A 12064-nucleotide genomic window follows, 5' to 3' on the forward strand; every position below is an offset into this window, starting at 1 on the left:
ACCCCGCCAGCGCCCCAAGACCATGAGCGACTTCGCCACCCTGAGCCCCCTGCCAGGCAGCCCCGCATCCACCGCCATCGCCCTCTATGCCCGCCACACGGCCGGCCACGAGGAGCGCGTGGCCACGGCCAGGCGCGTGCTGCGCCAGGCCCACGAGCAACACGGCGCGGGCCTGCTGCAGTCCTCCAGCCTGGGCGTGGAGGACATGGTCATCACCGCGCTGCTGGCGCAAGAGGGCCTGCCCACCGACATCGCCACGCTGGACACCGGCGCGCTGCACCCGCAAACCCTGGCGCTGCTGCCCGCCATCGAAGCGCGCTGGGGCCGCCGCGTCACCGTGTTTGCTCCGGCACAAGAAGCCGTGCTGAGCTTTGTGCGCGACCACGGCGAGCGCGCCATGTACGAAAGCATTGAGCTGCGCAAAGCCTGCTGCGGCGTGCGCAAGCTCGAACCGCTCTCCCGCATGCTGGCCGCACGCAGTGCCTGGATCACCGGGCTGCGCCGCGAGCAAAGCGCCAACCGCGCCGACGTGCCCCACGTCGAGCCCGACGGCCAGGGCCGCGACAAGATCAACCCGCTGGCGGACTGGAGCTGGGCCGATGTCTGGCACTTCGTGCAGACCCACGACGTGCCCTACAACGCGCTGCACGACGAGTTCATGCCCTCCATCGGCTGCGCGCCCTGTACGCGCGCCATCGCCGTGGGCGAAGACTTCCGCGCCGGCCGCTGGTGGTGGGAAGAAAGCGCCAAAGAGTGCGGCCTGCACCAGACGCACCACAAGAACTGAATTTTTCTCGAGCACCGCATCATGAACGCTCCGACCCAACTGCAACACCTGCTGACCTCGGTGGACCACCGCCACCTGGACCATCTGGAAGAGGAAGCCATCTTCATCCTGCGTGAAGTGGCCGCCAGCTTTGAGCGCCCCGGCCTGCTCTTTTCCAGCGGCAAAGACTCCTGCGTGGTGCTGCATCTGGCCGAGAAGGCCTTCAAAATGCGCGACCCCGAGCACAGCGGCCGCTTCAAGGGCAAGCTGCCCTTCCCGCTGCTGCACGTGGACACCGGGCACAACTTCCCCGAGGTCATTGAGTTCCGCGACCAGCGCGTGGCCGAGCTGGGCGACCGCCTGGTGGTGGCGCATCTGGAGGACTCCATGCGCCGCGGCACGGTGCGCCTGGCCCACCCCCTGGAGTCGCGCAACGGCCACCAGACCGTGACCCTGCTCGAAGCCATTGAAGAGCACCGCTTTGATGTGCTCATCGGCGGCGCACGCCGCGACGAGGAAAAGGCCCGCGCCAAAGAGCGCATCTTCAGCCACCGCGACAGCTTCGGCCAATGGCAGCCCAAAGAACAGCGCCCCGAGCTGTGGAACCTCTTCAACACACGCATCCGTCCCGGCGAGCACTTCCGTGCCTTCCCCATCTCCAACTGGACCGAGCTGGACGTGTGGCTCTACATCGCCCGCGAAAACATCCCGCTGCCCAGCCTCTACTACGCGCATGAGCGCCAGGTCATCCGCCGCAAAGGCCTGCTGGTGCCGCTGACCGACGTCACCCCACCCGAAGCGGGCGAGCAGGTGGAAACCGCCACCGTGCGCTTTCGCACCGTGGGCGACATGACCTGCACCTGCCCCGTGGAGAGCGATGCACGCGACGCCAAAGACATCGTGGCCGAGACCCTCACCGTCACGGTGAGCGAGCGCGGTGCCACGCGCATGGACGACCGCACCTCCGAGGCCTCCATGGAGCGCCGCAAGAAAGAAGGCTATTTCTGATCATGAGTGCCCTGATGACCGCCCCCGAAATCGTCCACCAAGCCGACGTCGACACCCATCACCGCGCCCTGCGTTTCCTGACCTGCGGCAGCGTGGACGACGGCAAGAGCACCCTCATTGGCCGGCTGCTGTTTGACAGCCGCGCCATCTTGGCCGACCAGCTCGACACGCTGGAGAAGCGCGCTGCAGGCGCGCCCATCGACCTCTCGCTGCTGACCGACGGCCTGGAGGCCGAGCGCGAGCAAGGCATCACCATCGACGTGGCCTACCGCTACTTCGCCACCCGCGCGCGCAAGTTCATCATTGCCGACGCCCCGGGCCACGAGCAGTACACGCGCAATATGGTCACCGCCGCTGCGGGCAGCGATGCCGCCGTGGTGCTGGTGGATGTGACCAAGCTCGACCTCGATCAAGCCGAAGTCGCCCTGCTGCCGCAAACGCGCCGCCACACCCTGCTGGCGCACCTGCTACGCGTGCCCTCCATCGTGTTTGCCATCAACAAAATCGACGCCCTGGGCGACCCCGGCACAGGCTTTGCCAAAGTCGCCGCCGCGCTGCGCCGCTTTGCGCAAGAAGCAGGCATCGCCTTCAGCGCCATCGTGCCGGTCTCGGCCCTGCGCGGCGACAACGTCACCGCGCCGCTGGACGCGGCTTGGTACAACGGCCCCTCACTGCTGCAGGTGCTGGAGTCGCTGCCCAGCGTGCAAGAGCCCGTGCAAGGCCAGTTGCTGCAGCCCGTGCAATACGTGGCCAAGGACGGCGAAGGCGTGGGCAACACCGCACGCGTGCTGTGGGGCCGCATTGCGCACGGCCAAGTCAAAGCCGGTGACGAAGTGCAAATCCTGCCCAGCGGCGAGCGCGCCGTGGTGGCCGAAGTGCGCCGCGCGGGCGAGGTGGTGGCACACGCCGTGGCGGGTGAGTCCGCCGGCATCGTGCTGGACCGCCAGCTCGACGTGAGCCGCGGCGACTGGGTGGCCACACCCGGCAGCGCCACACCCGTGCAAGAGTTCCAGGCCACGCTGGCCTGGCTGGACACCGAACCCGCGCAAGTGGGCCGCAAATACTGGGTGCGCCACGGCAACCGCTGGGTGCAGGCACGCATCAGCAGCATCGAACACCGGCTCGACATCCACTCCCTGCAGCCCACCGAGGCCCATGAGCTGGGCGTCAACGACATCGGCTCGGTGCAGGTGCAAGTGCAAGCCGCCCTGCCGCTGGAGTCCTACGCACGCAACCGCACCAGCGGCGCGCTGATCGTGGTCGACCCCAGCAGCAACCGCACCAGCGGCGCCTTGCTGGTACGCTGAGCGCACCCAAGAAATACAGCCACACATCATGGGACGTGTCATCTTCGTCAGTGCAGGCCCCGGTGCCGCCGACCTCATCACCCTGCGCGGTGCCCGCGCCCTGGCGCAGGCCCAAGTGGTGCTGTTCGACGCCCTCACCGACCCGGCGCTGCGCGAGTTCGCACCCCAGGCCCGTTGGGTGGATGTGGGCAAGCGCGGCTTTTGCGACGCCACCAAGCAGTGCAGCATCAACGCCATGCTGGTGCGTGAAGCCCGCCAGCACGCGCTGGTGGTGCGCCTCAAGGGCGGTGACGCCAGCGTTTTCGGGCGCCTGGAAGAAGAACTCCAGGCCCTGGCCGAAGCCGGCATCGATTCCGATGTGGTGCCCGGCGTGACGGCGGCCATTGCCGCTGCCGCCCACACAAAGCGCCCCCTCACACGCCGAGGCCTGGGCCGCAGCGTGGCCCTGACCACGGCCATGACGCGCGAAGGCGATATGCACGTGGCCAAAAGTGCAGACACCGAAGTGTTCTACATGGCCGGGCGGCAGCTCGGCGCGCTGGCCCAGCAGCTGCTGGGCGCAGGCTGGAGTGCCGACACGCCCGTGAGCGTGGTCAGCCGTGCGGGCTGCGCCGACGCGCTGACCAGCGAACACCAAGTGGCCACCCTCAGCGAAGCCACCGTGCTGCACCACGGCCGCCCCACGGTGGTGGTGGTGGGTGCGGGCGCACGCGCTCTGCCCCGTCCGGCATCACAAGCCCCTGGCCGTGATGTGCCTCAAGCCCAGGAACAAAGCCTGACCGATTAAAATCAGCCCTTTGCCAACCGTGCCGGCCCCAAGCCGCGCGCTGTGAGCGCCGACGCGTCGCGCCCACGCCATGCGTCCCACGGCCCTCTTTCAACTCTAGAGCCTCTCCATGACCCACGTCGTCACCGAAGCCTGCATCCGCTGCAAATACACCGACTGCGTCGATGTCTGCCCCGTCGACTGTTTCCGCGAGGGCCCGAACTTCCTGGCCATCGACCCCGACGAATGCATTGACTGCGCAGTGTGCATCCCGGAGTGCCCGGCCAACGCCATCGTGCCCGAGGAAGACGTGCCCGGCGATCAGATGCACATGATCAAGCTCAACGCTGAGCTGTCCAAAAAGTGGCCCAGCATCACCAAGCGCAAGACCGCACTGCCCGACGCCGACGAGTGGAAAGACCGCACCGGCAAGCTCGGTGAGCTGATCCGCTGACCCGTACGGGTGGGCCGTGTTGCGCCCGCCCGTTCCACCCTGGGCCGCACGGCGGCCCAACGCAAGCCATGGAAACACAAGTGACTCAACCCACCTCCACAGCCGCCCACGCGGGCGTGATTGAAACCGATGCCGTCATCGTCGGCGCAGGCCCCGTGGGTCTGTTCCAGGTGTTCGAGCTCGGACTGCTGGAGATCAAGGCCCACATCATTGACTCGCTGGCCTACCCCGGCGGGCAGTGCATCGAGCTCTACCCCGACAAGCCCATCTACGACATCCCGGCCCTGCCTGTGGTCACGGGCAAAGAGCTCACAGACAACCTGATGAAGCAGATCGAGCCCTTCGGCGCGACCTTCCATCTGGGCCAGGAAGTCACCACGGTCGAGAAGCAAGAAGACGGGCGCTTCTTTGTGGCCACCTCCAAGGGCACGCAGTTCCTGACCAAGACCATCTTCATCGCCGGTGGTGTGGGCGCTTTCCAGCCGCGCACGCTGAAGGTCGACGGCATCGACAAGCACGAAGGTACGCAGGTTCACTACCGCGTGCGCAACCCCGAGCGCTTTGCGGGCAAGAACCTGGTCATCGTCGGCGGCGGCGACTCCGCTCTGGACTGGGCACTGAACTTCTGCGCAGGCAATGCCGATGGCAACGCCCACAAGGCCGAGAGCGTGATCCTGGTGCACCGCCGTGACGGCTTCCGCGCCGCGCCGGCCAATGTGGCCAAGATGAAAGAGCTGTGCGACGCCTACGAGATGCAATTCATCGTCGGCCAAGTGACAGACCTGGACGAAACCGAAGACGGCGCGCTCAAGGGCGTGAAAGTCACCGGTGGCGACGGCGTCACCCGCGTGGTGCCTTGCGACGAAGTGCTGGTGTTCTTCGGCCTCTCGCCCAAGCTCGGCCCCATTGCCGAGTGGGGTTTGGCGCTGGAGCGCAAGCAAATTCTGGTGGACACCGAGAAGTTCCAAACCAGCACGCCGGGCATTTTTGCCGTGGGTGACATCAACACCTACCCGGGCAAGAAAAAGCTCATCCTCTCGGGCTTCCATGAAGCAGCGCTGGCCGCCTTTGGCGCCATGCCCTACATCAACCCCGAAAAGCGCGTGCACCTGCAATACACCACCACCAGCCCCAAGCTGCACAAGGTGCTGGGCGTGGAAACGCCGGTGTTCGACTAAGCACTCTGCGCTGGGCCTACCGCCCAGCAGCACTGCCATCAGGCCACCCCAAGCGGGTGGCCTTTTTCATTCACGCCAAGCTTGGCTGCGCGCCGCCGCTAGACGGTGGGCGCGGCACAGAGCTTTTGCCAAGCCAGGCGTGCTTGCGTCAGCGTGGCGGCCACACGCACATCCGCCTGGCGCGCTTGCGCCTCGGCATCGAACTCCTGCAGCCAAGCCGCGGGCAGGGATTTGTCGCTGGGCTCGGGCTGTACCTCGGTACAGGGCGCGGGGCTCAGTGGGTCGCGCATGCGCTCGACTTGCGGCTGCAACTCCCCCACCACCAAGGCCATGTGGCGGCAGCCGCTGCACACGGCAGTGAGCAAGCCCAGCCACTCGTTCATTTCCACCTGCACCTGGCCCAGGCCGCCTTCCAGCACCCAAATGCTGGAGCTGTGCAAGGCCGCCAAACGGTGCGGGGCCTGCATGGCCGCGGCATGCACGCTGGCGCAACGCTGCAGCGCTTGCTCCGAGGCCAAGACCAACTCGCCCACAGCGGGCTGAGCCAGCAGCGCCAAGTCCTGCCCCAGCTTGCCCAGCTGCAGGGCGGTCAGGCACAGCTCCGCGCCCAGCCGCATGAGGCGGTCGCGCTGGCGCGAGCTGCCCGCATCCGCCCAGCCCAAACGCAGCTCTTGCGCCACCATGCGCGGCAGCGCGCCGGCCTGCGCTGCGGCGGCTTGTGCGGCCACTGCCGGGCCCGTCCACTGCAGCACCAGAGCGGCAGCCGCTTGCTGGCGAAGGGCTTGCAAATTGCGCATGAGGGGCAGCGCCCAGTCCAGCAAGCGCGCACGCAGGCTGATGACCGATGAGGGCTGCAACACAGCGCGGCGCTGCAGTGGCACGCCGCCGTGCTTTTCAGCCAAGGCCAGCAGCAAGCCCAGGAGGTGCAGCAAGTCCGCGTCTATGGGCTCCAGCGCGCGGCGGCTCAGCAGCAGCAGCGCCGTGTCCGCCAAATCCTGGGGTGTTAAACCTTGACCCACATAGGCCGCCGCAGCGGCATCGAACAGGGCCACCGAATCCTGCAGCTGGCGCGCCAGGGCCTGGGCTGCCCCGCCCTCGCCGCGCTGCAGCGCAAACACATCGCGCAGCTCATGCAACTCCACCCGGCACATGCCGGCAATGGACTGTGCGGCAGAGCGCGGAATCACCCCCGCGCGCGCCTGCACGCGCGCCAGTGCGGCCAAGACGTCCAGCATGGCCTGCGCCACGGCGGACTGCCCCAGCAAGCCATCGGCCGTCTGGGGTCTTGGTGACAGGGGAATGGCATTCATGCCGCCATGCTAGTGGGGACATATGTTGCCAACCGTAAATGAAGCGAGGGGACGTGCGCTTTGATGCGCAGCGTCCCCTCAATCGTGAGAATCTGACCCTGCTGTCAGGCCAGATTCAGACTCTTCAGCCCTGGTACTGACTGGCCAGACGGCTCATATTGCTCAGCGACAGGCGGTGCATCTCCAGCAGCGACAGCAAGCCGTTGCGGTGCAGTTCAACGACCTTGGCGTCTTCCAGCTCGGCCAGCTTCTTTTCGTTGACGGTCAGGAAGCCTTCAACGTCGATCTTCTCGCCATTGCCCAGCTGCGCTTCAAAACGCATGTCTTGCAGCAAGTCCAGCTCCACCAGCTTCACGCAGGCCATGCGGGTGCGCTCGGATTCCATCTCGAACTGCTCCACAAAGCTCTTGGCGTTGGCCAGGAACTCCGAGGGCTGGCCGTCGTCGGCAAACAGCGAGGAACCTTCGGTTTCCGAAAAGCCCTTCCACTCAGCGTCAAAGCACATGGCCATGTCTTGGCCGTCGTCGCTGATGCGCGCCATGGCAAAGGGGTAGCGGCGGGCGTAGGCAGGCAGGTAGTTGCCCGTCCACTTGCTGTCTTTGAGGAAGAGGTTGGAGCCGGGCTTCAAACCCAGCACGGCCAGCGGTGCCACGGCCTGAGGCTGACCTTCCACGGGCGTGCCCACGCGCACGAACACGATGGGGAACTCTTTGCAGGCGTCGGCAAATTCCACCGTTGCCAGGAACAGGGAGTTCAGCTCGGCCACGCGCTCCAGCACGGGGGCGTCGAGCTTCAGGCGCAGCTTTTTGTGCTGCTCACGGTCCAGTGCCGTGAGGTTTGCATACATCGGGGGGGTGCTCATTTCGATTCATCTCCATCTACAGCCAGTCTTGAGACCAGCACCTTGTCCACACGCTTGCCATCGAGGTCAATCACCTCGAAACGCCACGCGTTCCACTCCACCACGTCGGCCGTGCGCGGCAAGCGCCCCAGCAGCAGCATCACCATGCCGGCCAGGGTGTTGTAGCGCCCACGCTCCTCCTCAGGTAGTTCTTTCACGCCCAGGCGGTCTTTGAGCTCGGGCACGGGAATCAGGCCATCCATGAGCCAACTCCCGTCCTCGCGCTGCACCGCCCAGGCATCGTCGTCGCTGGGTGCGCTGAACTCACCCGCAATGGCTTCGAGCACGTCGCGCAGCGCCACCACGCCTTGCACCTCGCCGTACTCGTCCACCACAAAAATCAGCTGCGCGTCGGACTCGCGCATATGCGCCAGCAGCTCCATGCCGGACAAGGTCTCGGGCACGTAAACAGCGGCTTCCAAGTCCTGCGTCAAATCCAGCGGCTCACCCGACAGCAAGCGCGCGGCCAGGGCTTGCATGGAGATCACGCCCAGCACATCGTGCAGTCCGCCGCGGCACACCGGGTAGCGGCTGAAGCCATGCGCCTGCAGCAGCTGCAGCAGCTCCTGCGGGCCGTCTTGCACATCGAGCCAGGAAATCTCGCCGCGCGGAATCATCATGGAGCCGATCAAGCGCTCGTCCAAGCGAAAGACATTGCGCACCATCTGGTGCTCCTGCGCCTCGATCACGCCAGCATCCACACCCTCTTCCAGGCTGGCGGCAATTTCTTCTTCCGTCACCTGGCGCTGCGACCCGCCGCCCTGCCCCAGCAGTTTGAGCACGGCTTCGGTGCACACGCTGAGCAAGCGCACAAAAGGCTTGGCCACCACTGACAAGAATTCCATGGGCGGCGCCACCAGGCGCGCAATGGCCTCGGGGTACATCTGGCCCAGGCGCTTGGGCACCAGCTCGCCGAAGATGATGGTCACAAAGGTCAGGATCACCACCACCAAACCCGTGGCCGTGAAGTCCGACCAGCGCTCGCTCAAGCCGCTCCAGGTCGACAGCCACAGGGCCAGGGGCTGGGAAAACGCCGCCTCGCCCACAATGCCATTGAGCACCCCGATGCTGGTGATACCAATCTGCACCGTGGAGAGAAACTTGGTCGGGTTGTCATGCAGCTGCAGAGCCGTGCGAGCGCCACTCTCGCCCGCCTCCAACAACACCTGCAAACGCGCCTTGCGGGAGGCCGTGATGGCCATCTCCGACATGGCAAACATACCGTTGAGCAGAACCAAAAAGACGACGAGCGCTGTATCCATGAGGTGCGCAAACGCCCCACCTTGAGGCTGGGCTTGCGCAGTACAAAACCAAAGAGGGCGCAAGCGTAGCAGAAGCCCCACCCCTTGCAGCTCGGCGCAAACCCAGCAGTGCGCCCACCAGCACGCACAATGCCGGCATGAACTACCTCATTGGCGATCTCCAAGGCTGCTGCGACCCGCTGATGCGCCTGCTGCAAGTGCTGGACTACTCCCCCTCGCGCGACCGGCTCTACTTCCTGGGCGACCTCGTCAACCGCGGCCCCCAGTCCCTCGGCACCCTGCGCTGGCTCACCGCCCAAGGCAGCAGCGCCCACTGCATTCTGGGCAACCACGACCTGCACCTGCTGGCCACCAGCTGCGGCGCGCGGCGCAGCGGCAAAAGCGACACGCTGGACGACATCCTCAACGCCCCCGACCGCGAAACCCTGCTGCACTGGCTGCGCCACCAACCCCTGGCCCGCCACGCCCACGGCTGGCTCCTGGTGCACGCCGGCGTGCTGCCGCAATGGGACACCGCCCAAACCCTGGCCCTGGCCGACGAAGTGAACCAGCAGCTGCGCGGCCCACACTGGCAAGACTTCATGCACGCCATGTACGGCGACCAACCCGACCAATGGAGCGACACCCTGCAAGGCCACGCCCGGCTGCGCTGCATCGTCAACGCCCTCACCCGGCTGCGCTTTTGCAACCCCGAAGGCCGCATGGACCTGCACACCAAAGACAGCGCCGCCCAAGCCCCCGAAGGCATGCAACCCTGGTTCCAAATCCCCACCCGGCGCAGCGCCAGCGAACGCATCGCCTTCGGCCACTGGTCCACCCTGGGCCTGCTGCAACAACCCACCCTGCTGGGGCTGGACAGCGGCTGCATCTGGGGCGGCCAACTCAGCGCCGCACAGCTTGACGACCACGGCCAAGTGCTGGCCATCACCCAAGTCGACTGCCCCCAAGCCCAACGCCCCGGCAAAGCCTAAAAGCCCCCGCCAATGTGGCTACAATGCACGGCTTTGCTGCTGCCGCGCTCCGCACAGGAACCCGCGCCAGGCGCAGCAAACCACCAGCCCAGCCTGGTGGCGCCAATTCAGGAAGCGTGGCCGAGTGGTTTAAGGCACTGGTCTTGAAAACCAGCGAAGGGGGAACCCTTCCGTGAGTTCGAATCTCACCGCTTCCGCCAGTCCTCTTCAAGCCGTAGCGGGGCTACCCTTGTGCCGTTAGCCATAGAGTATCCTGACGGGCAGCTTATGGCTTAGCAGGCATTTCGCCAGTTTTTGCATTGCCGCAAAAATGCGCAAAGGATGCATTCGACGACTCCAACCAAACGGCAGACTTAGCGACTCCAAGTTGCGCACGCAGGCCAAGGTCAGGGCAGCATTCCTATCTTGCTCATCTTGCTCATCTTGCTCATCTTGCCCAAAAGGATAGGCCCGCTTTCACAGCCTGGTAGCATTCCAGCCGCTACACGATGCCGATTTTGGGCTCGTCCAGTACCGACGATAGATGACCATCCCTGTAATTGATTTATTCGCTGGACCCGGAGGCCTCGGCGAAGGCTTCTCACGCTGTATGCAGAGCGAGTTCCGGATCGCCATATCCATTGAAAAGGATGGAATGGCTCATGAAACTTTGCGCCTGCGGGCCGCACACCGCGAACTTCAACGCAACCCTAAGACCACTGATGGAGTTTGGCAGCTTTGGGACCATCTGGTCGAAACACGACCCTGGAACACCCTATTCAGCTCCCTCCTCAGCTGCGACAGCACGACGATCCGCGAGGCATGCATTCACGCGGAACAAGAAGCACACCAGCTTACGCTGGGACCAGCCAGTCGGTCCGAGGTCTCAAAGCAAATTCGACAAAGGCTCGCGCCATTCATGGTCAAAGGTGAGCTTCCGCAGAACACCGTTCTCATAGGTGGACCGCCATGTCAGGCGTATTCGGTGGTTGGCCGATCACGCAACAAAGGCACGAAGGAGTACGTCGCCGAACAAGATCATCGCCACTTTCTGTACGAGGAATACCTACACGTTATTGCTGAATTTCGTCCGGCGGTCTTTGTCATGGAGAACGTCAAGGGAATCCTCTCCTCGCGCGTTGGTGACGGGCACATCTTCCACCGCATCATGGCCGACCTGAAGCGGCCCGGCATGGCGGACGGATCCAAGGACACAGTCAAGTACGTCTTAGTCCCCTTGGGCAACCCCAACAATAGCGCCACCCCTGAGCCAACCGACTTCATCCTGAAAGCGGAGAAATACGGCATCCCACAGGCGCGCCATCGAGTGATCATTGTTGGCATCAGGGAGGACTTACACGCGAAGTTAAACGGATTCACTGGGCTCCTGCCCGCAGATCCGCCCTGGGTGAAACATGTGCTGGACGACCTGCCTGCAATCAGTCCCCAGATTTCCAGAAGAGGCAAAGGGGCAACGTGGCTCGACGCCCTATCGCTACAACTATTTGACCAAGCAGTACGCGAATTGACGCTGCAAGGCACAGAAGACAGCATCAGCATTGCCACGCTGATGACCAAATGCCGCGAAGAGCTTCTGGCTCGACAGCACGAGCCTAGTCCGGGGGCAGAGCGCATGCGCCTCCCCCAGAGCGACCGCCGCAAAAATCTTAAGGCAATGCCCGACTGGTATAGGGACCGTGACACTTCCTTGCTCACCAACCATCAAAGCAGATCTCACATGCCATCGGACTTGGTACGGTATATGTTTGTCTCGGCATTCGGCAAGATAACCAACGAAAGCCCGCGGCTTGCAAACTTTCCGAGGTGCCTCCTGCCAGACCATAAAAACATTGACCCCAACAACATCAACGAATCAATCTTCAAGGACCGGTTCCGCGTGCAGGTAGGCAAGCGACACAGCACTACGATCACGAGCCATATCGCCAAGGACGGTCACGCCTTCATACACTACAAACCGAAACAGTGCCGCAGCCTGTCGGTGCGTGAGGCGGCCCGGTTGCAAACCTTCCCCGACACATACGTATTCTTGGGGAACAGAACCTCTCAGTACACGCAAGTAGGCAATGCGGTCCCTCCCAAGCTCGCAAACCAGATCGCTGACGTCGTCGCCCGGGTCATAGCGCAAGCCGGTCTCGACTAAC

Annotated in this window: 11 protein-coding genes and 1 tRNA gene; 9 read left to right on the plus strand and 3 right to left on the minus strand. The window is 64.5% G+C overall.

All coding sequences use genetic code 11. The features are described 5' to 3' along the window. The first annotated feature begins 22 nt into the window (after nucleotides 1-22). From ACG0Z6_RS14415 to ACG0Z6_RS14440, 6 genes are all read left to right on the plus strand, one after another. Complete coding sequence (locus ACG0Z6_RS14415; protein WP_394462584.1) at nucleotides 23-787, plus strand: phosphoadenylyl-sulfate reductase; 765 nt, start codon at nucleotides 23-25, stop codon at nucleotides 785-787. 21 nt (nucleotides 788-808) lie between these two features. Beyond that, nucleotides 809-1774 (plus strand): sulfate adenylyltransferase subunit CysD, encoded by a 966-nt coding sequence (cysD, locus tag ACG0Z6_RS14420; protein ID WP_394462586.1) that lies wholly within the window; start codon nucleotides 809-811, stop codon nucleotides 1772-1774. Nucleotides 1775-1788: 14 nt separating this feature from the next. Next, the gene (locus ACG0Z6_RS14425; protein WP_394462588.1) at nucleotides 1789-3081 is read left to right on the plus strand and encodes a sulfate adenylyltransferase subunit 1; all 1293 of its coding nucleotides are present in this window, start codon (nucleotides 1789-1791) and stop codon (nucleotides 3079-3081) included. Between the two features lie 28 nt (nucleotides 3082-3109). Beyond that, on the plus strand, nucleotides 3110-3868 hold the full coding sequence (cobA, locus tag ACG0Z6_RS14430; RefSeq protein ID WP_394462590.1) for a uroporphyrinogen-III C-methyltransferase: 759 nt from the start codon (nucleotides 3110-3112) through the stop codon (nucleotides 3866-3868). A 109-nt stretch (nucleotides 3869-3977) separates the two neighbouring features. Continuing rightward, nucleotides 3978-4301 (plus strand): ferredoxin FdxA, encoded by a 324-nt coding sequence (gene fdxA / locus ACG0Z6_RS14435; protein ID WP_394462592.1) that lies wholly within the window; start codon nucleotides 3978-3980, stop codon nucleotides 4299-4301. A gap of 68 nt (nucleotides 4302-4369) precedes the next feature. Then, nucleotides 4370-5479, plus strand: coding sequence for an NAD(P)/FAD-dependent oxidoreductase (locus ACG0Z6_RS14440; RefSeq protein WP_394462594.1), 1110 nt, complete (start codon nucleotides 4370-4372; stop codon nucleotides 5477-5479). A 98-nt stretch (nucleotides 5480-5577) separates the two neighbouring features. Here ACG0Z6_RS14440 and ACG0Z6_RS14445 read toward each other — a convergent pair whose 3' ends face one another. The 3 genes from ACG0Z6_RS14445 to ACG0Z6_RS14455 all read right to left on the minus strand — a co-directional run bounded on the left by ACG0Z6_RS14445 (nucleotide 5578) and on the right by ACG0Z6_RS14455 (nucleotide 8952). Continuing rightward, nucleotides 5578-6789 carry a lyase family protein gene (locus tag ACG0Z6_RS14445; RefSeq protein ID WP_394462596.1) on the minus strand — a complete coding sequence of 404 codons (1212 nt, stop codon included), beginning with the start codon at nucleotides 6787-6789 and terminating at the stop codon, nucleotides 5578-5580. A gap of 124 nt (nucleotides 6790-6913) precedes the next feature. Continuing rightward, nucleotides 6914-7651, minus strand: a complete 738-nt coding sequence (locus ACG0Z6_RS14450; protein ID WP_394462598.1) for a SapC family protein — start codon at nucleotides 7649-7651, stop codon at nucleotides 6914-6916. Continuing rightward, entirely contained in the window at nucleotides 7648-8952 is a 1305-nt protein-coding gene (locus tag ACG0Z6_RS14455; protein ID WP_394462600.1) for a hemolysin family protein, read from the minus strand. Before ACG0Z6_RS14455 ends, ACG0Z6_RS14450 begins: the two co-directional genes overlap by 4 nt. A gap of 137 nt (nucleotides 8953-9089) precedes the next feature. Here ACG0Z6_RS14455 and ACG0Z6_RS14460 point away from each other — a divergent pair, with 137 nt between their 5' ends. The 3 genes from ACG0Z6_RS14460 to ACG0Z6_RS14470 all read left to right on the plus strand — a co-directional run bounded on the left by ACG0Z6_RS14460 (nucleotide 9090) and on the right by ACG0Z6_RS14470 (nucleotide 12063). Further along, nucleotides 9090-9923, plus strand: a complete 834-nt coding sequence (locus ACG0Z6_RS14460) for a symmetrical bis(5'-nucleosyl)-tetraphosphatase (protein ID WP_394462602.1) — start codon at nucleotides 9090-9092, stop codon at nucleotides 9921-9923. A 110-nt stretch (nucleotides 9924-10033) separates the two neighbouring features. Continuing rightward, nucleotides 10034-10123, plus strand: a tRNA-Ser gene (locus ACG0Z6_RS14465). Between the two features lie 323 nt (nucleotides 10124-10446). Then, nucleotides 10447-12063, plus strand: coding sequence for a DNA cytosine methyltransferase (locus ACG0Z6_RS14470; RefSeq protein ID WP_394462604.1), 1617 nt, complete (start codon nucleotides 10447-10449; stop codon nucleotides 12061-12063). The last annotated feature ends 1 nt before the right edge of the window (nucleotide 12064 follow it).

Origin of the sequence: Roseateles rivi (assembly GCF_043555845.1) — a bacterium.
GTDB classification, from domain to species: domain Bacteria; phylum Pseudomonadota; class Gammaproteobacteria; order Burkholderiales; family Burkholderiaceae_C; genus Roseateles; species Roseateles rivi.